The following is a 25,768-nucleotide window of genomic DNA, read 5'->3' as shown; positions in this document are numbered from 1 at the left end:
AGCTGCCCATGCCCGGCCCATTGGATGGTCTCGTTGTCCTCGACCTCAGCCGCATTCTGGCGGGTCCCACTTGCACGCAGCTTTTGGGGGATCTGGGGGCCGAGGTGATCAAGATCGAAAGTCTTGAGGGCGACGATACCCGCCAATGGGGCCCGCCCTTTGCCTTGGATGCCGATGGCACTCCCACCGATCTTTCGGCCTATTTCATGTCCTCCAACCGAAACAAGAAATCCGTGGCGGTGGATCTGACCGATCCAGAGGTGCAGCGCCTTTTGCATGCTCTGGCCGCCCGCGCCGATGTGGTGATCGAGAATTTCAAACCCGGTGGCCTTCGCAAATACGGTCTCGACTACGAAACGCTCTGCGCCGCCTATCCGGGCCTTGTCTATTGCTCTATTTCCGGCTTTGGCCAGACTGGCCCCAACCGCGACAAGCCGGGCTATGACCTTATGGCGCAGGGCTATGGCGGCGTCATGTCGATCACCGGCGAGGCCGGGGGCGAGCCTATGAAAGTGGGCGTGGGCGTGGCCGATGTGGTGTGCGGGCTTTATGCCGCGACCGGCATTCTGGCGGCGCTGCGCCACCGCGACGCGACGGGCGAGGGGCAGCATATCGACATTGCTCTGGTCGATGCCACGATGGCGTGGCTGGTCAATCAGGGGCTGAATTACCTCACCTCTGGCGTTTCGCCCACCCGCGCGGGCAATGCGCATCCCAATATCGTGCCCTATCAGGTCTTTGCCACCGCCGATGGCCATGTGATCGTGGCCGTCGGCAATGATAGCCAATATGCCCGGTTTTGTGATTATTTGGGGCAGCCGGATTGGGCCACTGATCCGCGCTATGCCACGAATACCGCCCGCCTTGCGCAGCGCGACACCCTCGTGCCGATGATCGCCGAGGTGTTGGCAACCCGCACCACCGCGCATGTGATCGCGGGGCTAGAGGCGCGCAAGGTGCCAGTGGGGCCGGTCAACACCATCGGTCAGGCGCTGGAAACCGAACAGGCGCAGGCGCGCGGCATGACGATCACCATGCCCGCACCACATACCGCCAAGGGCGATGTGCGCCTCATCGGCAACCCGCTCAAATTCTCGCGCACGCCGGTCAGCTATCGCAGCGCGCCGCCCACCAACGGGGCCGATACCGACGTGGTGCTGGGGCCGCTCAAAAAGGGATTGTAATCGCATCTTGGTCGCTCGTGTTGCGGCAGGACTCGTGGCCCGATACACCTTTACACAACCAAGAATGCAGGCGGCACTGCGCCGCTTGCACCCACGGCGGTCTTTCATTTTAGTCAACAAAATCGGGTGTGATCCTGGCGCGCTTGCAACCGAATTGGACGGCGTTTTCAAAACTGTCGCCGAATCCGCCATCGCTGAATGATTTTGAGGCGGCGCGGCCGCTCGCAATCTACGCCTAAGCGAAATTGCGCCTATTTTCCGGTGTATTACACCCTGCGCCCTGCCACTCACCTGTCACAATCGTTAAACTGAAGATAACGAGTTGGTGAGTAAGGCGGTGCATGTGTTGCTGCTTTCATATTTGCCGGGATAGCTGTGATAAAAGCTAGGAAAAGGATTTCGGGTCATGCGTTCAGATCAATTCGGGTATGAGTTGACCATATCCTCCCCCACCGTCGCCGAGGCGTGGGACAAGATGGTATTGGCCTTTCTCGCCCATTCCGCGAAGACCCCAGACCACCTAGGCACAGTCCTTAGCCAAGAGCCGGATTTTGCCATGGCCCATGCCACCAAGGGGCTGTTTTTCCTGATGCTTGGGCGGAGCGAATTTAATGAGACGGCGCAACAGGCGCATAGCATCGCCACGGATGCCGCCCTGCGCACGGCACCCACGGCGCGTGAGGCGGGTTATGTCCGCGCTTTGGGCGCGTGGCTTGATGGGCATCTTTCTGAAACCGTGCGCGAGATGGAGGCGATTCTTACCCGCTGGCCCGAAGATGCGCTGGCGATGAAGATCAGCCATGCCACACGGTTCATCCTTGGCGATGGTAAAGGCATGCGCGCCTCGATCGAGGCGCTCTTGCCGACCTATGACGCCAAGAACCCGGCACGCGGCTATCTCTTTGGCTGTCACGCTTTCTCGCTTGAGGAAACCGGCGATTATGCCCGTGCCGAGACGGCTGGTCGGCTCGGCCTCAGTCTCTCGCCCGATGATGCTTGGGGTCTGCATGCAGTGGCGCATGTATTCGACATGACGGCCAATTCGCGCGCTGGGCTTAGCTGGCTTGAGGGGCGCGAACACGCTTGGGCGCATTGCAACAATTTCCGCTATCATGTGTGGTGGCACAAGGCGCTGATGCATCTCGACCAAGGCGAGATCGACGCTGTGTTCGACCTGTATGAAACAGAAATTCGCCGCGACAAGACCGATGATTTCCGTGACATTTCCAACGCGACCTCGCTTTTGATGCGATTAGAGCTTGAGGGGCATGACGTGGCGAACCGCTGGGAAGAATTGGCCGATATCTCTGAGCGGCGGAGCGAAGATGGCTGCCTGCTCTTTGCCGACCTGCATTATCTTTTGGCGCTGATTGGTGGCAACCGGGACATGGCCGCCAAACGCATGCTTGGACGGATGCACCGCGATGCCAAACAGACAAACGCGGGCGAACTCATGGCGCGTGTGGCCAATCCCGGCCTTTCGGCGGCCACCGGGCTCGAGGCTTTTGGTGAAGGGGATTACAAGACAGCGTTTCTTAACCTTGGCCGGGCGCGGCGCTCTATGCAACTGGCCGGTGGCAGCCATGCCCAACGCGATGTGTTCGAGCGCCTGACGATTGACGCCGCTATTCGCAGCGGCTTCCTAGACGAGGCCGAAAATATATTGCAAGAGCGCACCACGCAGCGCGCAGGCCGTCTTGATTCCTATGCCAACACCCGATTGGAACTTATCTCACGGTCGCGCGTTGACTGGACTGACGCTGACCGTTTGCCAGCGGAATAGGCGCGGACAAATTCACGAAAAGGAGTCGGCACCGGTATGACGAGTGTTGCAGATCCGTCTATGACGCATGGGCGCGTTACAAATGCGGCCGCCAAGCCGGTCGCAAGCACGCGCGACATCCGGCTGGATTTCTTTCGCGGCATTGCGATGTTCATCATCCTGTGTGCCCATACCCCAAGTAACTTTTTCACAAGCTGGATTCCCGCGCGCTGGGGCTTTTCGGATGCGACCGAGATCTTTGTGTTCTGCTCCGGCATGGCCTCGGCCATCGCCTTTGGCCGCACCTTTGACCGAGCGGGATGGACCTTGGGCACCGGGCGCGTAGGCTACCGCGTCTGGCAGGTCTATTGGGCGCATATCGGCATGTTTGTTGTCATCGCAACCATGCTGGCGGCCTTTGATGTGTGGGGCGACTTTGGAAAAAGCTACATCAGTTCGCTGAACTTGCAGCATTTCTTCGAGAACCCAGCACCGCAATTGGTGGGGCTGCTTACGCTTAGCTATGTGCCCAACTATTTCGACATCCTGCCGATGTATCTGGTGATCCTCGCCATGATGCCCATCATCATGGCACTCAGCCGCATCAGTCTCTGGGCGGTGGCAGCGGCGATGGGCCTGACCTGGCTCATGGCGCAGGAATTCCTGCTCGAGTCATTGGGCTTGGGTCAATGGCATGTGGCCTTTTCGGCAGAGCCGTGGTCCAACCGCGAGTGGTTCTTTAACCCGTTCGGCTGGCAGTTGATCTTTTTCACCGGCTTTGCCTTTATGCGCGGCTGGCTGCCCAAGCCGCCGGTCAACCGGGTTTTGATCGGTATCGCAGCGGCGCTTGTGATCGCGAATATCCCACTTTCCAACATTGGCGTGCGCGAATTTGGCTTTGACTGGGCCCGCGACTGGCGCGGCGCCAATAGCTGGCTCTTCAACAAATCCGATTTCGGTATCCTGCGCTACATTCATTTTCTGGCGCTTGCATATCTGTGCTGGGCAGCGGCCGGAGAAGGTGGTATGCGCCTGCGCGCCACTGGCACTGGCATCATCTCATATGTGTGGGGAGTTCTGCTCAAAATGATTCTGAAGGTCGGGCAGCAATCGCTGGCGGTCTTCGTCTTCTCCATGGTGTTTGCTCGGTTTTCGGGCTTTGTCATGGACCAGATCGGACGCAATACCTGGAACATGACGGTTGCGAATTTCGTAGGATTCGCGGCGTTGATCGCGGTGGCTTACATCGCGGGCTGGTTTAAATCTCATCCATGGCGGGTCGCGAAATGATCCGGCGTGATGTTCTCAAATCCATGGCAGCTCTCGCGCTCTGGCCCGGCATGGTCCGTGCCGAGGATGGCGTGGCCTTTTCCGAAGAGGCCCTGCACGAACTGGCGCGGCAGATCGCGGCCAATCCCTATGCAGAGCGGCCCTTCGTGCCCGATGCCTGGCGTGACCTGACCTATGACCAGTATCGCGGAATCCGGTACAACACCGATAGGGCAATCTGGGCGGGCACCGACACCACGCTTGAGTTCGATATGTTTCCGCCGGGCCTCTATTTCCCGCATGCGGTCGAAGTGAACATGGTCGAGAATGGCGTCGCCCGCAAACTGCCGTTCGATTTCGCGCTCTATGACCTGCATGAAATCGTGCCGGAACTGCCAGTCGATGACGCACTGGGCTATTCGGGTATTCGCCTGCGTGCAGAGATCGAAAAGCCGGGCTTTTTTCAGGAATATGCCGTGTTCCAAGGTGCCAGCTATTTCCGCGTGATTGCGCGCGATTTGGCTTACGGTCTTTCGGCGCGCGGTCTGGCGCTCAACACCGCCTCGCCCGATGGCGAGGAATTCCCGGATTTCACCCGCTTCTGGATCGAGAAACCAGCACCCGGCGTCACCGAGCACAAGGTCCACGCCCTGCTCGAGAGTCCCTCTGTCACCGGCATCTACCACTTTACCCTGCGCCCTAGCGGCACCAAGACCGAGGTCGATGTGCGGTGCACCCTTTGGCCGCGCACGGAGCTTGCGAATGTCGGCATCGCGCCGCTGACCTCGATGTTCTACTTCGATGAAACCAACCGTGGCCGTTTCGATGATTTCCGCCCCGCCGTGCATGACAGTGATGGGCTTAGCATCCATAACGGCAATGGCGAATTGATCTGGCGGCCTTTGGCCAACCCGACCTTTATCCAGATTTCCAGTTTTGGGGATGAAAACCCGCGCGGCTTTGGATTGGCTCAGCGCGAACGGGCCTTTTCCAACTTCGAGGATCTCGAAGCGCATTACCACGAACGTCCCAGTCTCTGGATCACACCCGGAGAGCATTGGGGGCAGGGCGCGGTGACGCTTGTTGAAATTCCCACGGACAAGGAAATCTACGATAACATCGTCGTGTACTGGCGACCCCGCACGCCGCTTGCCGAAGGGTCCGAACATGCGTTCTCTTACCGCATGACCTGGACTGACCAGATTGAATCGGCCAAGCCGGTGACGCCTGTGCTCAACACCCGTCTGGGCAAGGGCTTTGCTCAGAATGAACACAAGGTCGTGGTCATCGACTTTGCCCCGCACCCCGCCTTGCCTGAGGATTACGAAGAGCTGGTGGCCTATGTGCATGCCAGCACGTTCGAAACCTCGGTGCCGCAAATTCAGCGCAATCCCGAAACCGACGGTCCCCGGCTTGTGTTTTCTTTTGATCCCGCAGAGGTGATGGCGTCCGAAATGCGCGCGCAACTCTATCACCAAGGACAAGCTGTGTCCGAAGTCTGGCTCTACCGATGGACCGTTTGACACCCTTTCCCGGTTCTGGGCTGATGCCCGCGCCCGCGCCTCTGGCCCATCCGGTCCAAAGCCTGCGCCACCCCTATCGCGATCCCAACGCGCCGCTCTGGCAGCCCTCTGCCGTGTTCCAGTGGCGGCGTTTGGCGGCCTTTCTGCCTGCCGTGATCACCACGGGGGTTCTGGCTTGGGCGTTTGGCGATTGGTTGTCCACCAACGGAATTTGGTGGCTGGAATGGGTGCTGCTGGCCTTTGTGGTTGCCACCTTCTTTTGGATCGCTCTGGCGATGGGTACGGCCACGCTTGGCCTTGCTGTCCACCGCAAACAGAAACGTGCGCGCGCCGGGGTTATGCCAGAGCCGATGCGCGTGGCGCTGCTCGTGCCGATCTACAACGAGGATACCGCCGAGGTTTTCGGCAATGCCAGTGCCATGATGAGCGCCCTGCGCGTGGCGCGCAGTGCCCATCGGTTCGAGCTGTTTATCCTGTCCGATACACAGGACAGTGACATCGCCATGGCCGAACAGCGCGCCTATGCCACGCTGCGCGCGACCATGCCGCCCGATGCGCCCGTCTGGTATCGTCGGCGGGTGCAAAACACGGAACGCAAGGTCGGCAATATTGCGCAATGGCTGGAAAACTGGGGTGGCGCCTATGAGGCCATGCTCGTGCTCGATGCCGACAGCCTGATGAGCCCCGAGGCGGTGATCGCACTTTCCGATGAGATGTCTCTTGATCCCACGGCGGGCCTTATTCAATCGGCACCGCTGGTGGTGGGCTCGGATACGCTCTTTGGCCGGATGCAGCAATTCTCGGCCTCGGTCTATGGCACGCTCCTGTCTCAGGGGTTGGCGGGGTGGACCGGGTCCGAGGGGAACTACTGGGGCCATAACGCCATCCTGCGCACCCGCGCCTTTGCCGATTGCGCGGGCCTGCCACGTATGCCGTCGCTCCGGGGCAAGGGCGGGCTGATCCTCAGCCACGATTTCGTCGAGGCCGGCCTTTTGCGCCGCGCCGGGTGGGCGGTGCGGTTCATTCCCACCATCCCCGGCAGCTTTGAAGAGCCGCCCGCCACCTTGATAGACTATGCGTTGCGCGACCGCCGCTGGTGCCATGGCAACCTGCAACACCTCAGCCTTTTGGCCACGCGCGGCCTGCATCCGGTGTCCCGCTTCCACCTGTTTCATGGCGCGATGAGCTATCTCTTGTCGCCAGCCTGGTTTGGACTGCTGGTGATCTGGGCGATCCTGGGCAATGGGCAGGACAGCGTCATCACCTATTTCTCAATGGAAAACCCGCTCTATCCGGTCTGGCCAGAAATGAGCCGCGTCAGCTCTGTGCTGATCCTGCTTTTCATGTATGGCATGTTGCTTGCCCCCAAACTGTTGGGCGCGCTGGCGCTTGGCCTTGAGGACCGGCATATGCACCGCTATGGCGGGGGCGCGCGCTTTGCGGTCTCGCTTGTGGTTGAGGTGCTGCTGTCGATCCTCTTCTCGCCGATCATGATGGTGCAACAGGTGGTTGCCGTGTTGCGGACAGCCATCGGAATTCGCCCGACTTGGTCGCCACAGGCGCGCAAAGGCGGCGATTACAGCCCCCGCACGGTGCTCAAGTTCCACGCGCTGGAAACCGTCAGCGGCGCGCTCTTGGCGCTGGGCATGGTGGCTGGGGTGGTGTCTCTCTGGCTCTTGCCGATTGCGATCAGCTTGGTCGCGGCGGTGCCGCTCTCGATGATGTCGGGTTTGCGGCTGGATCAGCGGCGCGGCCTTGCCTCGCTCATGGCAACGCCCGAGATGGTAGACACACCGCCCATCCTGCAACTTGCGCGCAATCATCGTATGATGTTTCGCCTGCCCGAAAGCCCGCCAATCGCAGCAGAATAACGCTGCGCTATTGGTTGGCCTCCGCCAGCGCCTCGAACCAGTCAAGCGCCAGCGTGCTCCAACCCTTTGGCACGCCATGCCCCCCGTCGAATAGCGCGAATTGCAGCGCTGCGCCGGGGGCGCATCGTGTCCAGGCGCGGCGCATAAAGCCGTCTGCCGTCTCGAACCAGTCGGCGCGGTGAGCCTCGCAACCATTGGCCGCGCGCCACAGGCTCATGGCGTGAAACACATCGCCTTGCGCAAAATCGCGCCCAGCAACCTGACGGATCACGCGCCCTTCTAGCGGCACCACCTCATCCCGCCAGCCATGCGTATGCAAAAGCCGAACAGGTCCGGCGCAGCCCGTGGGATGTGGCCGCCAAAAGCTGCCAGACACCGGGGCATAGGCGCTGAATGCCTCTGGCGTGGCGCAGGCGATATAGCTCGCCAGCGATCCACCGATAGAGAACCCCGCCAAGAGGCTGCGCTTTGGGTCAACGTCAAACCGGGCGGCGGCATCCTGCATCACCTCGTGCAGAAACGCGGCCTCATCCCGTTGCCCCGGAAAGTCCGGGTGGAAATTCCAACTTGGTCGATCCCGCCCCGGTCTGACCAGCCCATTGGGCGCGATATAGGCATAGCCTCGCGCGGTTGCTTCCCGCGCTGTCTCGCCTTCGACCATCGGCCCACCGCGCCCACCATGCCCGTGCAGAAAAACCAGCACCGGATACGGTCCCGGCCCATCGGGCAAAGCAATGTGATAGCTGCCCGTCGCTGTCTCGCAGGGCGTGTCTGGATCGCCGCAAACAGGGGCGGCCTGAAGCGGCCCGGCAAAACACAGGCAGATCACAAGAGCAGAAGCGAGGCGCATCAAAGGCTCCGATCAGGGGTTGAAAGCCCGCAAGCTTCCCACAATCTGGCGCTCTTGCACAGGGCACCTGCGTCACCCTTGCGTGAGGTCCAGCCGCATCACGCCCAATCGCCAAAGCCAAAGGTCAAGTAGTCGCGCAGATAGGCGTCGCGCGTTAGCGCCTCGATCTCGGCATCGTAAATCTCGGCCAGCGGGAATGGCCCGGTTTCCGGCGCGGGCAAGGGCGCGGGGGCCTTGGAATAGCCCACCTGCCGTGCAAGCGCGGTCAGATACCCCGCCATTTCATTTTCCCGTACCACCATGTCGGGCGGGGCGAACTCGGCCAACCCTTCCAGCACAGCGGCTTGCGTTGCCCAATGCGCATCCATCCTGATCCCTGTCTGTCCCGCCAGATTGGCCTTGAGGAACCGCAGAAAGGCGGCAAAAGCCTGCCTGTGCGCGTCGCGATCATAGCTTTCGTCCAATTCCCCTTGGGGGATCGGCAGTTTGTGGAAATTGCGCAATGTGCGGCGGATGTCGCGATAGCATCCCGGCCCTTTGATCAGGATTTTGTCGCAAAAGGCGGCATGTGCCCGCGCCACCGGATGCCGCAGCACGGTAAAGCGCCGATGCCCGCCCTTGCGCCGCATCCATTGCCGCAATGCCTTTTGATTGAGCTTCGTGGGCAATGTCTCGACCGGCACAGCGTCAAGCGCTGCCAGCCATGCGCAGACTTCGGCCTCGGGACCCGACCGCACCGGCATATAGAGCAGGGGCGCACGCGCCCCGCTCACGAAACCGGGCACTGCCGCGCCGCGGCGTGGCTCGAAATTGGGCGTGCGCGTCAGGTTGAACGGGTCCAACCCCGCCAGCGCCCGCTCCATCTCGGCGAAATTCTCGACCTTGCTTTCCAGCGGCTCTGGGTTCTGCTTCTTGAGCGAAGCATCCAGCGCCTCGAGCCGCGCGTCGCAGCCCAGATAGCGCGCCAGCCCGTTCATCACCTCAAGGCTCTGCAAATCCTCATAAGCGAGGTAAAACCCCGTCTGGCCCGCCGCTTGTAACCGGTTGAGCAAGAAGACCTGAAACGCCTGCAACCGCCCGACATGCAGCTCGAACTCAGCCGGATCAAAGGTGATCTTGCTGTCGCGACGCCGTTTGACATTGGTCAGCTTCCATTGCCCCGTCGCCTGCGCGATTTTCCACGACACATAGCTCTCGACCGGATTGCGCGTCAGGATGATCTTGGCACAGCGCGGATCATCCAGCATCAGGTCCAGAATGCGCGGGTCGTGATCATGGAAATAGCGAAACCCGCCGATCCCCTGTGACTGTCCCTTGACCGCCCCGATCAGACGCTCCGGCACCTCGTCGCGCTCGGCCTGTGTCAGCCCTAGCATCTCGGTCTTGTTGGGATAGCCTATGAAATGTGGGTTGAACGCCTCGCCATGGCATTCAATTCCGTCAAAGGCATTCAGGTTGGTTTCCAGAAAATTGGAGCCGGTGCGCATTTCCGCGAACACCACGAAGTAATCAAAATTGCCTGTCATTCGGCCTTATCGCACAAGATAGGGTTTGCGGGGACTGCTCTGTGGTTCGTTCATACCCTGCTCTACCGGGAAATCTCCCATCACATAGGGATGCATCCCCTGATTCTTGAGGTTCTGCAGGAACTGGCCAAAGCCGGTCAAATCGGCCATGCGCGGCACTTCGGCCAAACCGCGCAGGTTCTGCTGGCCGATTTCGTCGATGATGGTCTGCAACGGCTCCATCGGGGCCTCGATGAATTCGGCCATGGTCCAGATGCGCACCCGCGCCTTGATCCATTGCGAGCGTAGAACCTCCAGATGCTTGCTTTCGACCCGTTGCAACTGCGCCGCTTCGCGCCGGATATCCGAGAAATTGGCATTGGATTTAAAGAGCGGTACGGCCCAAGCTCCTGAAATCACAGAAACCTGTGCATTGGGATCGCGGACAATATCCCACTCGATATCTGTCAGCACGTCGCGCGGCCCCATCTGAAAACACTGCCGCTCGCCGCGCGTGTTCCAGATCAGATTGGCCAGAAAGGCGCGGGGGTTGTAATCGCGCAGCGCGGCACTGTCCGACAGCGCCCCATTCATCACCGTTTGCCCATCCGAAAACTCGGCCCGCTCGGGCGCAAAGAGATGGCCATGCACCCGCATGCCCGTCATCCGCGCCAGCCAAGGCTCGAAATTCTCAAAGAGATCGCTGAAGCCCTCGAACACCGAATAGGGTGCGCAGGTCAGCCCGTTTTCGCGACCCTCCACCGGAAACCGGCTTTGCATATAGAGGCCCGGACGGCCGCGCGTGCGCCGCTCCACCGCCTTGGCGAAAATGCGGTCAATCTTGCCGGGGTTCGGTTCCGTGCGCTTCATCGCACTGGCCTGATCGGTCAAGAACGCCTCATAAAGACGATCGGCAAAGGGCCAGATTTTGCGCGCCACGAAACAGTCAGAGCGCCGCAAGAGTTGCAGGTGATCATCATAGAAAATATGCGGCTTGCCCTGATAGTCGAATTTCGACAGCGTCAGCGACCGGCTCTCGATCTGGCGGGAATATTGTCGCGCCAGCGTCTGAAAATAGCTTTCGTCAGGTATCCAGACTTTGGAAAAATAGCGGTCATAGACGCTGCGCTCGGGGTCTTCCAGAATGGCAGAGAGCGTTTGCCGTGTCAGGCACCACCACTGGCTGCCCATATGGGGCACGATCCCGTTGGGGATGCGCCGCTTGAACCGAACCAGCCGTTGCAGGGCCACGTATTTATCAAAGAGATAGCGGTTCTTGCGCCAAGAGAACGGAAACCGCAGCGTGAACCGCTCCTGATCCAGTCCGCCGATGGTCCAAGGTACATCTGCGGTCGTCGCGCTTTCGATGAAATCGGTATGTGGCCGCTTGCCCAGATAGTCGATCAACTCCTGCACTGGGCGCAGCGGAAGACATGAGCCAGAGGCCAGATAGACATGCCGCACGTCCTTGAAATCGCGAAGCATGATCTCAGACGCCCCTTGGGTGGCGGCCACTAGCCCCCATGTGCCCCATTCACAGCGATGGCGCGGCGCAAAGCGCACATCGCTCATGTCTGACAGCGCCTGCACAAAGGCGTTATAGGTCTTGCGCGGCACTGCCTTGTCGACATGGATCACCAGCGGACAGCCAGACGCCGCCCAATGGCGCGCCACCTGTTCGGCGCGACCAAAGGCCGTGTGAACCAGCATGATGATGCCGACGCTCATTCTGTCCCTGTATCTTTCCTCGCGCTCATGCCCAGTTCCCTTTGGACATTAACCCGAGAATTTCTAATTGCCGCCAGTTTATATATTTTTCTGACCATTTGCACCAAAGTTCGGGATTGTCCTTCACGATCTCTGCATAGGCTTTGTATTCGACGCTGCCGGAATAATGCTGGCGGCGGGTCAGTTCCTCTGCGGCCTTGACGGTAAAGGTATCCAGAAACTTGGCATGAAGCAGGATACCGCTCGCCTTTTCTCCGCCCCACTCGTCATAGGTCAGGTTGAGACCGCGCGGCAGGATCATATGGGTCGAGCTTTCATAGGCATAGCGCCGGTCCCACCGTACCAGCGGCGTCTTGTTCAGCGCTGGTGCTTTTTTGGGGTTGTCCGGGAAAAATACCCGCGCCCGTGGCCCACCCTGAATCCAGAGATTGCCATAAAACTTGTTCTTCTCGATGATATAATTGCCCGGATCGAACCACGCGGCAATTTCCATCGGGTTTTGCCCCGGCTGATAGGGCACCGCATCAATCCTGCCCTTGGGATACATATCCAGCAGCATCGCGCCAAAGGATTTCACCTGAGAGGTGTCCAACCAGTCGGTCAGCGCGCGAATGGGCCGCGTGTCGCAGAACGGGTAGATAAAGAATTCGTCCGGATCGACCACAAGCGTCCAATGGCCATGGCCATATTTTCCTTGCAGCCAGTTAAGCCAATCCACCCCGAACCGGGCGCGCTTGTAGCTCGACTTGGTGGACCAAAGTGACACATCCTCTTGCGCGGCCAGATACTCTGCGCCGCCGTCGGTGCTGTCATTATCGACGATCAGGAAATGCGAAATCCCCAACTCGCGGTAATAACGCAGGAAATAGGGCAGGCGGATATGCTCGTCGCGCATGGTCGAGAACAACAGCACATCGCCCGGTTTGATCCGGTCGGTGCGGTTGATGACCGGAGTAAGCGAGAAATGCTTGCGAAACGCGCGAATCTTCGCCCGTTTGCGCCGCAGTCGCATCCGATATGATTGCCATGCCCCCAAAAAATCACGTCCTGTTGCCTGCCCGAAGTGGCGTCAAACTATTCTCCAAGATTTAATACGAGCTTTTGAGAAACAATCTTAGCTAAAAATATAATTTGTTGACGCAAAAATGATCAAATTGCGCCCCTCACGGGCGCAAACTTACTTGGGCGACCGCTTGGCGAGGATACGTTGCAAGGTGCGGCGATGCATGTTGAGGCGGCGCGCCGTCTCGCTCACGTTACGATCACACAGCTCATATACACGCTGGATATGTTCCCACCGCACCCGATCTGCGCTCATCGGGTTTTCGGGCGGTGGCGGCAGGTCTGCACCAGTGGCCAAGAGGGCATTGGTGATGTCGGTGGCATCCGCAGGCTTGGACAGGTAATCCGTGGCTCCGATCTTGACTGCCGCCACAGCGGTGGCAATCGCGCCGTATCCCGTCAGCACAACGATCCGGCTATCGGGCCGTTTTTCCCGGATCACCTCGACCACGTCGAGCCCGTTGCCATCCTCTAGCCTCAGGTCGCACACGGCATAGGCAGGGGGGCGTGCCGTGGCAATCGCGCGCCCGGCTGCGACCGATCCGGCGGTTTCAACCTCGAACCCGCGCTTTTCCATCGCCTTGGCCAAACGTTTCAGAAACGCTTCGTCATCATCGACAAGCAGAAGCGACCTGTCTTCGCCGATATCCTGAACCTCGTCAGTCATGCCGTTCCTCCCGCTCTGCCGTCCTGACACAGGTTCTAGCCCGCAGCCTGACCTCCGTCAAACAAACGCGCTATTCTAACGAGCGTCAAGAAAACACTGAACACGATCAGCTATTTGCTCTGCGGTCGCGTCTCGACGGAAAAACTCGACAAAGCCATGGTCGGGCAGTGTCAGATAGGTCATCGTGGAATGGTCCACGAGATAGAAATCTTCCTCGCCCTCGGTCGGCTGATGCGCCTGAAAAAACGTGCGATAGGCCTTCGAGGCGGCGCGCACCTGTTCTTCGCTACCGGTCAGACCCAAGAGGCGGGGATGCACATAATCTGTGTATTCGGCCATCACCTCGGGCGTATCGCGGTTGGGATCGACCGAGATGAACACCGGCTTGACCATGAGGCCCTGCTCCTCCAGCAGATCAACCGCCTCGGCATTGCGCGTATTGTCGAGCGGGCAGACATCTGGACAGAACGTATAACCAAAATAGATCAGCGACGGCTGGTCGATCACCTGCTTGTCGGTCACGGTCTCTCCGGTCTCGCTGACAAGGGTGAATTCGCCGCCGATCTGCGCCGCGCCCCCGGCAACGCTTGACGCCCGGCATTGTGCGAACTGGTCTTCTTCGCCCCCCATCATGGTCAGGGCAAAGGTTAGCCCCAGCCCGGCGACAACAGCGAGTGCAGCGGCAATGGCGATCAGGCGGGTCATGGGATGTCCTTGCGTTCGTAGGGGCAGAGTGCGACTTTGCTTATGTATCATCCCACCTCTCGCATGCAATGGGACGCAGGCGCACACATGGTCCATCTTTCGCCCGAACCCTTGAAATCCCGCCAGCGTGGTAACTGGATTCGCCTGCGCACGCTGGTCCTATTGCGGTGGTGGGCCATCGTGGGGCAGGCCACGGCCCTGATCATCGCCGAGCGGGTTTACCGCCTTGATCTGGAAATTGGCCTTTGCTTTCTGGTGATTGGCGTCTCAATCGCAAGCAATCTTGTCGCCGCCTTCGTTTTTGCCGAGAACAAGCGTCTTTCAGAGCAAGACACCTTTCTGGTCGTGCTTTTTGACATGCTGCAACTCGGGCTTTTGCTCTATCTCACAGGGGGGCTGCACAATCCCTTTTCCATCCTGATCGTGGGGCCGGTCACGGTTTCGGCCTCTGCGCTTTCGGGCCGTTCAACCGCCTTTCTGGGTGCGATGGCGATCATGATCGTGACCTTGCTCATGCAGTTCTACTTGCCGCTGCGGCTTCAGGATGGGTTCGTTTTGGCAATGCCGGATGTGTTCCGCTTTGGAAACTGGGTGGCCATTGTCATCGCGGTGCTGTTTCTCGGGGTTTATTCGCGCTGGATCGTGCAGGAAATGCACGCCATGTCCGACGCTTTGCAAGCCACGCAAATGGCCTTGGCGCGTGAACAGAAACTGACTGATCTGGGGGGGGTGGTGGCGGCCGCCGCGCATGAGCTGGGAACGCCACTGGCGACGATCAAACTGGCCAGTGCCGAATTGGCCGAAGAGCTGACCGATCACCCGGACCTGCGCGAAGATGCGCTCTTGATCGTGCAGCAAACTGACCGCTGCCGCGACATCCTGCGCTCCATGGGCCGCGTGGGCAAGGATGACCTGCACCTGCGCACCGCCCCCCTGACCGCCCTCATCGAAGAGGCGGCAGAGCCGCATGTCGATCGTGGCAAACGGATTCATTTCGACCATGGCGTTGGGGACCTGATCACGCAACCCACCGTGCTGCGCCGCCCCGAGGTGATCCACGGGCTGCGCAACCTGATCCAGAACGCCGTGGATTTCGCCCGCGATAATGTCTGGGTCGAGAGCGGCTGGACCGAAGATGCCATTACCCTGCGGATCATGGATGATGGGCGCGGCTACCCGCCCGACATGCTGGGGCGCATCGGTGATCCCTTTATCCGCCGCCGCGCCCCCGCCAGCGATCCAGAGCGTCCGGCCTATGAGGGCATGGGATTGGGTCTCTTCATCGCCAAGACCCTGCTCGAGCGGTCGGGTGCCGATCTCACCTTTGCCAATGGCTCGGATTCTTTTCGCACGCAAGTCAGCCATGCCGCACGCACCGGCGCGCTGGTCGAGGTGTCATGGCCCCGCGATGCGCTCGAGGCCCCATCCGGTCCGCTCGCCCCCGCCTTGGGTCTCAATCAGCCTTTGCGTGGGTGATCCCGGTCGGCGTTAATGCCCCCTTAACCACTCTGCGCCAGACTTACCCCCGATAACAGCCTGCGGGGGATGCAGATGCCTGAGATGACCGTTTCGGATATCGCCGTGCTCGTGCCGCTGGCCCTTCTCTTGTCGTTGGCGGTTCTTTGGCTGATCGGTGGCCTAAGCCTGCCAGCCCGGCGCGCGCAACCGGTGCCGGGCATACAGGATGCGGCCTTTCTTTTTCGCTATGGTGCACTGCTGGATCACGACGCCAGCAGCCTGTCTCTGCCCGATGCTCTGCCCGATGGATCGCCCGAGGACAGCGATTGGTCCCGTTTCCGCCTATGGATGGGCTTTCGCTTTGGCGATCTGCCGCAAGATCAGGAGAATATGCGCCTAGGCCAAAGCCTGTGCTTGCAGGCCGAGGATGGCGCAAGCCTCACCCTGACCCGACAGGAACACAGCCTGCGCGCCGTGCTGCGTGACACGGTGCCCGCCGACGCTATCACTCGCCATGCCGCAGCGCAGGAGCGTTATGATCTGCTGGCGCGCGCCCTTGCCGCTGAGCATGCGCCGATGCCGGTCTGGATCATGGATGCGGCAGGCACCGTGATCTGGCACAATGACAGTGCCCGCGCAGTGCCGCCCGCCCATGTCTCGCCACTGACCGCACAGCCCGACACCCCGCCAGAGCTGGGCGAGACCTCTTGCGTCCGGCTCGACCTTGCCGGGGATACGGGGCAGCCGGATCATATCTATGACCTGCATGTGACCCGCACCGCGCTGGGCTGCATCCATCACGCACAGGACATCACCCGCCTCATTCGCGCCGAAACGCTGCAACGCGAGTTTGTCCAGACGCTGAGCAAGACATTTGCCGATCTCACGACCGGCCTTGTGGTCTTTGATCGGGCCAAGACGCTGGCAATCTTTAATCCGGCGCTGACCGATCTTACGGGGTTGCCTGCTGAATTCCTCAGCGCGCGGCCCAGCCTATTTGGATTTTTCGATGCTCTGCGCGACCGGATGGTGATGCCGGAACCCAAAAACTACGCAAGCTGGCGCAGCCAGATCACCGATATGGTCAAAAGCGCTACGGGTGGTCTGTATCACGAGGTTTGGACACTGCCTTCGGGCCAGACCTACTGCGTTACCGGACGGCCCCATCCCGATGGTGCTGTTGCCTTTCTGTTCGAGGATATCTCGCTTGAGGTGTCGACAACCCGCCGCCACCGGCTCCAGATGGACTTGCGTCAATCCGTTATCGACTGTCTGCAAGAGGGGATCGCGGTGCTGGCACAGGATGGTCGCCTGCTCTTTTGCAATACCGCTTTTGGCGAGATGCTGGGCATCGACCCGGATTCGAGCTTTGCCGATATGGGCCTGCATGACGTGATCGCGGCCTGCGCCGCGCGCTACCCCGATCCTGGTCTGTGGCCCGAAGTAGAGGATCGCATTGCCTCCCGGCGTCTGGTTGCGACCCTCCATGATCGCGCCATATCGTCGGGGCAGGCGGGGGCGGATCTTCGGGTTGTGCCCTTGGGGCGGGGTCAATCCATGCTTTGCCTCAAGGATCGCGCCCCCATCGCGGCAGACCGCGTGGATCTGCCCCTGCGCTGAACCGGGTTGCGGGCGGACGCGGCGCGTGTAGTGTCGGGGCATGTCCGATGCCCGCGCCCAAATCCTCCTTGCCAGCCCCGAGGCGACCTGCGCCTTGGCGCGCAGCTTGGCATCCTGCCTTTGCCCCGGCGATACGCTTCTGCTTTCGGGTGGTGTCGGCGCGGGCAAGACCCATTTTGCCCGCTGCCTGATACAATCCCTGCTTCTATCGCCCGAGGATGTGCCCTCGCCAACCTATACGCTGGTGCAGACCTATCAGGGGCAAAGCGGTGAAATCTGGCATGCCGATCTTTACCGTTTGGGCGATGCAATGGACCTGGTCGAACTTGGCCTGACCGACGCATTCACAGACGCCATCTGCCTGATAGAATGGCCTGACCGGCTGGGTGACCTGACCCCGCCCGATGCGCTTTTGCTGGACTTTGACACTGTGCCACGACCCGGCGCAGAGGATCACCGCCTCTTGCGGATCATGTGGCAGGGTGACAGGTGGGGGCAGCGATTGAAGGGGGTGTTGAATGAGTGACCGCAGCGCATTGATGCAGGATTTTGTCGCCAAAACCGATTGGGCAGGCGCGGCCATTGCGCCCTTGGCGGGCGATGCCTCCAACCGGCGCTACCTGCGCCTCACCCATCCCAAAACCGGGACAACCGCCGTGCTGATGGACGCCCCGCCCGAGCGTGGCGAGGATGTGCGCCCCTTTCTGCAAATCGCCCGCTACCTGACCGGCCTTGGCCTCAGCGCCCCGAATATTCTGGCGCAGGACGAGGCGCGCGGCTTTCTCATCCTCGAGGACCTGGGCGATGCGCTCTTTGCGCGTGTCATTCCGGTTGCCCCTCAGATGGAGGATCAGCTTTACACCGCCGCGACCGACGTCCTGATCGACCTGCACCGTGCGGCACCCCCTCAAGGTCTCAAGCCTTATGGCCCCGACACCATGACAGACATGGCCGCCCTTGCCTTTGACTGGTATCTCACCGGGGCGACAGGAGAGGCGAGCCCCCAACGTGCCGAAGCCCTCGCTGCGCTCAACCGCCTCTTGCGTCAGCACGCCGCGACCACTGATGTGATCGTGTTGCGAGACTATCACGCCGAAAACCTGCTTTGGTTGCCGGGGCGCAGAGGGTCGGCGCGGGTGGGCCTGCTCGATTTTCAGGACGCGATGACCGGGCATCGCGCCTATGATCTGGTTTCGGTGCTGCAAGACGCCCGCCGCGATGTGCCCCGGGCTATCGAGACAGCGATGATCGCCCGCTATTGCCGCGCGACCGAGACGGATCAGTCCCTTTTTGAGGGGGCCTATTACTGCCTTGGCGCACAACGCAATCTGCGCATTCTGGGCGTCTTTGCCCGCCTCTGCCTACGTGATGGCAAGGCGCATTACATTGATCTTATCCCCCGCGTCTGGGACCATTTGCGGCGGGATCTCGATCACCCGGCGCTGGCCCCGGTTGCAGATCTCCTGCGTGCGGCGCTGCCTGCGCCGACCTCTGCGATCTTAGAGCGCTTGCGCGCACAACGCGCGTCATGAGCCTGCCTTTGATGCTCTTTGCCGCCGGGTTCGGCACGCGCATGGGGGCGCTGACCGCGTCCCGTCCCAAACCGCTGATCGAGGTGGCGGGCCGCCCGCTCATCGACCACGCGCTCGATCTTGCCACGGCGCATGGCGCGGCCCCGGTGGTGGCCAACCTGCACTACTTGCCCGACCAACTGGCGCAGCATCTGGCGGGGCGTGACATCCGCCTTTCTCTTGAAACGCCTGAGATTCTGGAAACCGGCGGCGGGCTTCGCGCCGCGCTGCCTCTGCTTGGCACTGGCCCGGTCTTTACCATGAATACCGATGCCGTCTGGCGTGGCCCCAATCCGCTTGACCAACTGGCTGGCCTCTGGCGTCCCGCAGAGATGGACGCGCTTCTGCTCTGCATCCCGCGCGCGCAAACCGTCGGCCATTCCGGCACGGGCGATTTCCAGATTGCTGCCGACGGGCGCGCCACGCGCGGCCCCGGTTCGGTCTATTCCGGGCTTCAAATCGTGAAGCCTGACCTGCTGCACACCATCCCCGAGCGCGCCTTTTCCCTCAACCGCCTTTGGGATGTGATGTTGTCCGAGGGCCGGCTCTTTGCCACCGATTACCCCGGCCAGTGGTGCGATGTCGGCCACCCAGAGGGGATTGCCCTTGCCGAATCCCTGCTCGCGGCCCCCGATGTTTGATCCTTCAGACACCCCCCGCCTTTATGGCGTGCCGCCCGGTGTGGATTTTCCCCGTGCTCTGGTCGAAGGCCTGCGCGCGCACCACGCAGGAAAACCGCCCGAGGCCCTCGCGCGCGTGCAACTTATCGTTAACACCCGCCGCATGGCCCGCCGCATCCGCGAACTCTTCGACGCAGGCCCCCCCTGTCTTTTGCCGCGCATCAGCCTCCTGACTGATCTCGGAGAGTTGTGGGATCTGGCCCATATCCCCGATCCGGTGCCGCCCCTGCGCCGCAGGCTGGAATTGGTGCAGCTTATCGCGACACTTCTCGACAACGCCCCTGATCTTGCCCCCCGCAGCGCGATTTACGACCTGTCGGATAGTCTTGCGGGGCTGATGGATGAAATGCACGGCGAAGGTGTCGCACCGCAGGCGATCGAAACGCTCGATATCACCGATCAATCCGGTCATTGGGCGCGGATCAAATCCTTTCTCGGCATCGTCCGCCACTATTTCGAGACCGGCGGCGCGGCGCCCGATGTGGAAACCCGCCAGCGCCTTGTGATCGAACGGTTGGCCGCCCTCTGGGCCGATACCCCGCCCGCGCGTCCCGTCATCCTCGCGGGGTCCACCGGCTCACGGGGGGCGACACAGCACCTTATGCAGGCGGTTGCGCGCCTGCCACAGGGGGCGGTCGTGCTGCCCGGCTTTGATTTTGATATGCCCGCCCCCGTCTGGGATGCGCTGGGTGATGCCATGCTTTCCGAGGATCACCCGCAATACCGTTTTTGTCGGGTTGCCGCCGGGGCCGGGATCACGCCTGCGGACATTCGCCCATGGTCTGATATCTCCCCCGCCAACCCGGCGCGCAACGCGCTGGTGTCGCTGGCCCTACGCCCCGCCCCTGTCACCGATCAATGGCTGCGCGACGGCCCGCATCTGCGCGACATCGCCGGGGCCATGGCCAATGTCACGCTGGTCGAGGCCCCGTCGCAGCGCCAAGAGGCGCTCGCCATCGCCCTGCGCCTGCGCCAAGCGGCAGAGGACGGGCGCACCGCCGCCCTCATCACGCCAGACCGCACGCTCACCCGCCAAGTGACCGCAGCCCTCGACCGATGGGATATCCTGCCTGATGACAGTGCCGGTCTGCCGCTGCATCTGTCACCACCGGGGCGCTTTCTGCGCCATGTCGCCGATCTGTTTCGCACCCGGCTCAGCGCTGAATCTCTGCTCACTCTGCTCAAACATCCGCTGGCACATCAGGGGGCCGAGCGTGGCCCACATCTGCGCCTCACCCGCGAGCTGGAATTGCATCTGCGCCGCCACGGCCCCCCCTATCCGACCGAGGAAAGCCTGCGCCTTTGGGCAGCCGATCAAAAAGATCCCCTTGCCCCTGAATGGGTGAGCTGGCTTTGTGCTTGCTTTGTGAACAGAGACTATTCCGGCGAAATTCCTCTTGATCATAGCGTGGCCACGCATCTCGACCTCGCGGAAAAGATCGCCCAAGGCTGCCATGGCACAGGCTCTGGCACGCTCTGGCTCAAGGATGCTGGGCAAGAGGCGCAAAAGGCCGTGACCGAACTTCGGGCCGAGGCCCATCATGCGGGCGCGCTCAGCACCAGTGACTATTCCAGCCTGTTTCACAAGATTCTGAGCACGCGCGAGGTGCGCAATCCTGTTGATCCGCACCCCCATATCCTCATCTGGGGTACGCTGGAGGCGCGCGTTCAGGGGGCCGATCTCTTGATTCTCGCCGGGCTGAATGAAGGGAGCTGGCCCGAATCCCCCAAACCCGATCCTTGGCTCAACCGCGCCCTGCGCCATCAGGTGGGGCTTTTGCTGCCCGAGCGGCGCATCGGCCTCTCGGCGCATGATTTCCAGCAGGCAATCGCCGCGCCCGAGGTCTGGCTTACCCGGTCCGTCCGCTCTGCCGATGCCGAAACCGTGGTCTCGCGCTGGCTCAACCGCATTTTGAACCTGCTCTCTGGACTGCCGGATCAGGGGGGGCAGGCGGCGATTGAGGACATGCGCAACCGTGGCCGCCTCTGGCTCGACCGCGCCACGGCGCTAGAGGACCCGGGCGAGGTGCCGCGTGCCACCCGGCCTGCGCCCGCGCCGCCCGTTGCCGTACGCCCCGACCATCTGCCCGTAACCGAGATCAAGCGGCTCATTCGCGACCCCTACGCCATCTATGCCCGCCATATCCTCAAACTGCGCCCGCTTGATCCGCTGATGCGCGCGCCCGATGCGCTTTTGCGCGGCACCGTGCTGCATGAAATTCTTGAGGGGTTCATTCGCGAAACACTGGATCACCCGGAGCAGTGCGACCACGCCACATTGATGCACCATGCAGAGACTGTTCTGGCCGAAAAGGTCCCTTGGGCCGAGGCGCGCGCGCTATGGCTGGCGCGGCTGGACCGTGTTGCCGACTGGTTCATCGACACTGAGGCGCGGCGTCGAACGCTGGCCCGACCCGTGTATTTCGAGGCTAGAGGCCGCGCCACCCTGCCAGATCTGGGCTTTACCCTTTCGGCCAAGGCCGACCGGCTCGATCTCGATGATCTGGGGCAGGTGCATATCTATGACTATAAAACCGGCGCGCCCCCTTCGACCAAGGAACAGACCAGTTTCGACAAGCAATTGCTGCTTGAGGCCGCGATTGCCACCCGCTCCGGCTTTGAGGGGATGGGCCCAACCCGTGTCGCCCGCGCGGTCTTTATCGGGCTGGGTAGCGAACCCAAAGAATTGGACGCGCCGCTGGACACAGAGCCGCCTGAGAAAATCTGGGCCGAGTTCCACGCGCTGATTTCGGCCTATTTCGACCCTGATATGGGCTATACTGCGCGCCGCGCGCCGCGCAATGCCGATGAGGATGGGGATTACGACCAGCTGGCGCGCTACGGCGAATGGGACCAGACCGATACACCCGACGTGACCAAGGTGGGCCAATGACTGCGCGTGATGCCGCCACTCAGGCACAGGTCGAGGCCGCGCGCCCCGACCTCTCGACATGGCTGTCGGCCAATGCCGGATCGGGCAAAACGCGGGTGCTTACAGACCGTGTGGCGCGGCTTTTGCTCGATGGGGTCGATCCTCAGCATATCCTCTGCCTCACCTATACCAAGGCCGCGGCAAGCGAGATGCAGAACCGTCTTTTTCGCCGCCTTGGCGCTTGGGCGATGTTGGCCGATGCCGCGCTCATGCAAGAGCTTGATCTTTTGGGCCATGAGGGCGCGATCACCGAACAGACCCTGCGCGACGCCCGCCGTCTCTTTGCCCGCGCGATCGAGACGCCGGGTGGGCTGAAAATCCAGACGATCCACTCCTTCTGCGCCTCCCTTCTGCGTCGTTTTCCGCTCGAGGCGGGCGTCACGCCGCAGTTCACCGAGATGGAGGATCGCACTGCCACCCTCTTGCGCGCCGAGATTGTCGAAGACTTGGCCGCCGGGCCGCAGGCCGCCACGTTTTACGCCCTTGCCAGACACTATTCCGGCGAAACTCTGGAAAAACTGACCGCCGAAATTGTCCGCAACCGCAGTGGATTTGCACAACCGCTAAGCGATGCTGATCTGGCCGCCCTCTTTGATCAACCCGAGGGGCTGAGCGCCCAGATGATCCGTGACGGGGTGTTTTTGGGCAGTGAACAGGCGCTTCTCGGCCACCTCATGCCTGCGCTTCAGGCCGGGTATGCCAATGACGTCAAGGCCGCCGCCAAGCTGGCGCAAATGAGCGCGTTGGACCTGCGCGCGCTGCCCGTGCTCGAGGATGTCTTTCTCACTGGCAAAGGGGCAAAATCGCCCTTTTCCGCCAAGTTAGGCTCTTTTCCGACCAAGGCGACCCAAGGTGCCCTTGCCTCTGTCCTGCCGCAGATCGAACAATGGATGCTGCGCGTCGAAGCGGCGCGCCCCGCGCGCCTTGCCCTCCTTGCGATGCAGAAAACCCGCGCTTTGCATGACTTCGCCCGCGCTTTCCTGCCCGCCTATGAACGCGCCAAGCAATTGCGCGGCCTCCTTGATTTCGACGATCTGATCCTGCGCGCCCGCGATCTTTTGACCGATCCAGCGGTCGCGGCTTGGGTGCTCTACAGGCTGGATGGTGGCATCGACCATATTCTTGTGGACGAGGCGCAAGACACCAGCCCCGTGCAATGGCAGGTCATCGAACGTCTGGCGCAGGAATTCACCAGCGGCGAGGGCGCGCGTTCCGATGTGGCGCGTACGATCTTTGTCGTGGGCGACAAGAAACAGTCGATCTATTCCTTTCAGGGGGCCGACCCGCGAGAATTCGACCGCATGCAGCAGGAATTTGGCCTGCGTCTGAGCGCCACCAACACCCCGCTGCAATCGCGCGTTCTGGCTTATTCCTTTCGCTCGTCGCGGGCGATCCTGACCACTGTCGATTGTTGCTTTGATCAAAGCAGCGAGAGCGGTTTTACGCCGGAAGAGGGTCACAAAGCCTTTTTTGATACCCTCCCCGGTCGTGTCGATCTCTGGCCTCTGGTCGAGAAACCGGATGAGGACGAACCGCCGGCCTGGCACATGCCTGTAGACATCCGCGCCACCAACGATCCGGCAATCCTTTTGGCGCGGCAGGTTGCGGCGGCCATGCGCGATATGATCACCGCACGGCAGGCCATCCCCGATCCCAAATCGCCCAGCGGTTTTCGCGCCGTGCAACCCGGTGATTTCCTCATCCTTGTGCGCCGCCGGTCCGCGCTCTTTCACGAGATCATCCGCGAATGCAAGGCGCAGGGCCTGCCCATCGCCGGGGCTGACCGGCTCAAGGTGGGGGCGGAACTTGCCGTGCGCGATCTTGAGGCGCTCTTGTCCTTTCTCGCCACGCCCGAGGATAGTCTGGCCCTTGCCACCGCCCTGCGCTCGCCGCTCTTTGGCTGGTCCGAACACCAGCTCTACACCCTCGCGCAGGGCCGCAATCGTCCCTATCTCTGGGAGGAATTGCGCGCCCGCGCCGCCGAGTATCCCGACACCATCACAATCCTGCGTGACCTGCTTGATCACGCCGATTTCCTGCGCCCCTATGACCTGATCGAGCGTGTTCTGACCCGCCACGATGGCCGCCGCCGTCTGCTCGCCCGTCTGGGAACCGAAGCGGAGGATGGCATTGACGCCCTTCTGGCGCAGGCCATGGCCTATGAACGTCGCGCGGTGGATAGCCTAACGGGCTTTCTCGTCTGGATGGAAACCGACGATCTCGAGATCAAGCGCCAACTCGACAGCGCTGGCAACCGCATCCGCGTCATGACCGTGCATGGGGCCAAGGGGCTTGAGGCGCCCGTCGTGATCCTGCCTGAATGTGGTGTTTGGCGCACGCCCCCTGCGCCACAGATCGTGACGCAAGCGGGCCATGCCCTTTGGACCGGGCGCGCCGATGACATGCCGCCCAGCTTGGCCGCAGCGCTCGATACTGAACGCCGCGCGCTTTTGGCGGAACGTGACCGCCTGCTCTATGTCGCCATGACGCGGGCCGAGACGTGGTTGATCGTTGCCGCCCATGGCGATCTGGGTAAACAAGGCGACACCTGGTATGAAAAGGTGCAGCGCGGGATGCTGGCCGCAGGCGCTCAACCCCACAGCTTTGCCCATGGCCCTGGCCTGCGTCTTGATCATGGCATTTGGGCCGAAACAGAGACTAATTCAGCGCCCTCTGCGTCCCCTCAAACAATCACCCTCGATCCGCTCTTTCAGCGCCCCGCCCCGCTCCCTGCGCGCCTCAAAACGCTCAGCCCGTCAGAGCTGGGCGGGGCCAAGGCGCTGCCCGGCGAACGCGGGCTGGATGAAGAGGCCGCAAAACGGCGCGGTCGTCAGATCCACCGTCTGCTTGAATTCCTGCCCACTGTGCCTGCCCATGACTGGCCCGCCACCGCTGCGCGGCTTCTGTCCAATGGGGGTGATGCCGCGACAGGCGAAGAACTCGCCCTTCTTCTCGCCGAGGCAGACAAGGTGCTGACACGGCCTAGCCTTCTGGCCCTTTTCACGCCCGCTGCGCTGACAGAGGTGGCGATCACCGCCACCCTCGACCCGCTTCAGGGGCGGCGCATCCATGGTGTGATTGACCGCCTGATTATCGAAGATACCCGCATCCTCGCCGTTGATTTCAAGACCAACGCGCTGGTGCCCGACACGCCCGCCGACTGCCCTGATGCCCTGCTGCGGCAGATGGGGGCCTATGCCCACGCGCTCGGGCAGCTCTACCCGGATCATCGCACTGACACCGCGATCCTCTGGACCCGCACCGCCACGCTCATGCCCTTACCCCACGATCTTGTGACTGCGGCGCTGGAATCCACCACCATCGCTTGACGCGCCGCGCCCGGCTCCATAGGTTCACGACCGAAACCCTGACCACTAGGAG

At 61.6% G+C, this 25,768-nt stretch carries 18 protein-coding genes; 12 read left to right on the top strand and 6 right to left on the bottom strand.

Going from position 1 to position 25,768, the window contains the following annotated elements; all coding sequences use genetic code 11:
- Positions 1–8 precede the first annotated feature (8 nt).
- The 5 genes from GC127_RS07415 (at position 9) to mdoH (ending at position 7,609) form a co-directional block, all read left to right on the top strand.
- Complete coding sequence (locus GC127_RS07415) at positions 9–1,184, top strand: CaiB/BaiF CoA-transferase family protein (RefSeq protein WP_151977334.1); 1,176 nt, start codon at positions 9–11, stop codon at positions 1,182–1,184.
- 406 nt (positions 1,185–1,590) lie between these two features.
- Positions 1,591–2,967, top strand: a complete 1,377-nt coding sequence (locus GC127_RS07410) for a tetratricopeptide repeat protein (RefSeq protein ID WP_151977332.1) — start codon at positions 1,591–1,593, stop codon at positions 2,965–2,967.
- A 60-nt stretch (positions 2,968–3,027) separates the two neighbouring features.
- Entirely contained in the window at positions 3,028–4,236 is a 1,209-nt protein-coding gene (locus GC127_RS07405) for an OpgC family protein (protein WP_151979664.1), read from the top strand.
- Entirely contained in the window at positions 4,233–5,738 is a 1,506-nt protein-coding gene (locus GC127_RS07400) for a glucan biosynthesis protein (protein WP_081507372.1), read from the top strand. Before GC127_RS07405 ends, GC127_RS07400 begins: the two co-directional genes overlap by 4 nt.
- On the top strand, positions 5,726–7,609 hold the full coding sequence (gene mdoH, locus GC127_RS07395; protein ID WP_037296861.1) for a glucans biosynthesis glucosyltransferase MdoH: 1,884 nt from the start codon (positions 5,726–5,728) through the stop codon (positions 7,607–7,609). Before GC127_RS07400 ends, mdoH begins: the two co-directional genes overlap by 13 nt.
- A gap of 7 nt (positions 7,610–7,616) precedes the next feature.
- On the opposite strand, the gene GC127_RS07390 is transcribed toward mdoH, so the two are convergent.
- The 6 genes from GC127_RS07390 to GC127_RS07365 all read right to left on the bottom strand — a co-directional run bounded on the left by GC127_RS07390 (position 7,617) and on the right by GC127_RS07365 (position 14,126).
- Positions 7,617–8,459 carry a PHB depolymerase family esterase gene (locus tag GC127_RS07390; RefSeq protein ID WP_151977330.1) on the bottom strand — a complete coding sequence of 281 codons (843 nt, stop codon included), beginning with the start codon at positions 8,457–8,459 and terminating at the stop codon, positions 7,617–7,619.
- Between the two features lie 98 nt (positions 8,460–8,557).
- Complete coding sequence (locus tag GC127_RS07385; RefSeq protein WP_008279728.1) at positions 8,558–9,985, bottom strand: sulfotransferase family 2 domain-containing protein; 1,428 nt, start codon at positions 9,983–9,985, stop codon at positions 8,558–8,560.
- A gap of 6 nt (positions 9,986–9,991) precedes the next feature.
- Positions 9,992–11,692, bottom strand: a complete 1,701-nt coding sequence (locus GC127_RS07380; protein ID WP_008279727.1) for a beta-1,6-N-acetylglucosaminyltransferase — start codon at positions 11,690–11,692, stop codon at positions 9,992–9,994.
- A gap of 25 nt (positions 11,693–11,717) precedes the next feature.
- Positions 11,718–12,704: a glycosyltransferase family 2 protein gene (locus tag GC127_RS07375; protein WP_008279726.1), complete on the bottom strand. Its 987-nt coding sequence runs from the start codon at positions 12,702–12,704 to the stop codon at positions 11,718–11,720.
- A gap of 165 nt (positions 12,705–12,869) precedes the next feature.
- The gene (locus GC127_RS07370; RefSeq protein ID WP_008279725.1) at positions 12,870–13,421 is read right to left on the bottom strand and encodes an ActR/PrrA/RegA family redox response regulator transcription factor; all 552 of its coding nucleotides are present in this window, start codon (positions 13,419–13,421) and stop codon (positions 12,870–12,872) included.
- 75 nt (positions 13,422–13,496) lie between these two features.
- Positions 13,497–14,126, bottom strand: a complete 630-nt coding sequence (locus GC127_RS07365; RefSeq protein WP_151977328.1) for an SCO family protein — start codon at positions 14,124–14,126, stop codon at positions 13,497–13,499.
- Positions 14,127–14,213: 87 nt separating this feature from the next.
- Between GC127_RS07365 and regB the strand changes: the two genes are divergently transcribed.
- The 7 genes from regB to addA all read left to right on the top strand — a co-directional run bounded on the left by regB (position 14,214) and on the right by addA (position 25,716).
- Entirely contained in the window at positions 14,214–15,602 is a 1,389-nt protein-coding gene (gene regB, locus GC127_RS07360) for a sensor histidine kinase RegB (RefSeq protein WP_037297032.1), read from the top strand.
- A gap of 75 nt (positions 15,603–15,677) precedes the next feature.
- Positions 15,678–17,204, top strand: coding sequence for a PAS-domain containing protein (locus GC127_RS07355; RefSeq protein ID WP_254700031.1), 1,527 nt, complete (start codon positions 15,678–15,680; stop codon positions 17,202–17,204).
- A gap of 40 nt (positions 17,205–17,244) precedes the next feature.
- Complete coding sequence (gene tsaE / locus GC127_RS07350) at positions 17,245–17,730, top strand: tRNA (adenosine(37)-N6)-threonylcarbamoyltransferase complex ATPase subunit type 1 TsaE (protein ID WP_008279721.1); 486 nt, start codon at positions 17,245–17,247, stop codon at positions 17,728–17,730.
- Positions 17,723–18,736, top strand: a complete 1,014-nt coding sequence (locus GC127_RS07345) for an aminoglycoside phosphotransferase family protein (RefSeq protein WP_151977324.1) — start codon at positions 17,723–17,725, stop codon at positions 18,734–18,736. The genes tsaE and GC127_RS07345 overlap by 8 nt, the downstream gene beginning before the upstream one ends.
- Positions 18,733–19,416, top strand: coding sequence for a nucleotidyltransferase family protein (locus GC127_RS07340; RefSeq protein ID WP_151977322.1), 684 nt, complete (start codon positions 18,733–18,735; stop codon positions 19,414–19,416). Before GC127_RS07345 ends, GC127_RS07340 begins: the two co-directional genes overlap by 4 nt.
- On the top strand, positions 19,409–22,348 hold the full coding sequence (gene addB / locus GC127_RS07335; protein ID WP_151977320.1) for a double-strand break repair protein AddB: 2,940 nt from the start codon (positions 19,409–19,411) through the stop codon (positions 22,346–22,348). The genes GC127_RS07340 and addB overlap by 8 nt, the downstream gene beginning before the upstream one ends.
- The gene (gene addA, locus GC127_RS07330; RefSeq protein ID WP_151977319.1) at positions 22,345–25,716 is read left to right on the top strand and encodes a double-strand break repair helicase AddA; all 3,372 of its coding nucleotides are present in this window, start codon (positions 22,345–22,347) and stop codon (positions 25,714–25,716) included. Before addB ends, addA begins: the two co-directional genes overlap by 4 nt.
- Positions 25,717–25,768 lie beyond the last annotated feature (52 nt).

Origin of the sequence: Roseovarius sp. EC-HK134 (genome assembly GCF_902498815.1) — a bacterium.
Classification (GTDB): domain Bacteria; phylum Pseudomonadota; class Alphaproteobacteria; order Rhodobacterales; family Rhodobacteraceae; genus Roseovarius; species Roseovarius mucosus_A.
The sequence above is the reverse complement of the archived record's forward strand: the minus strand, read 5'-3'. Positions and strand labels throughout refer to the sequence as shown.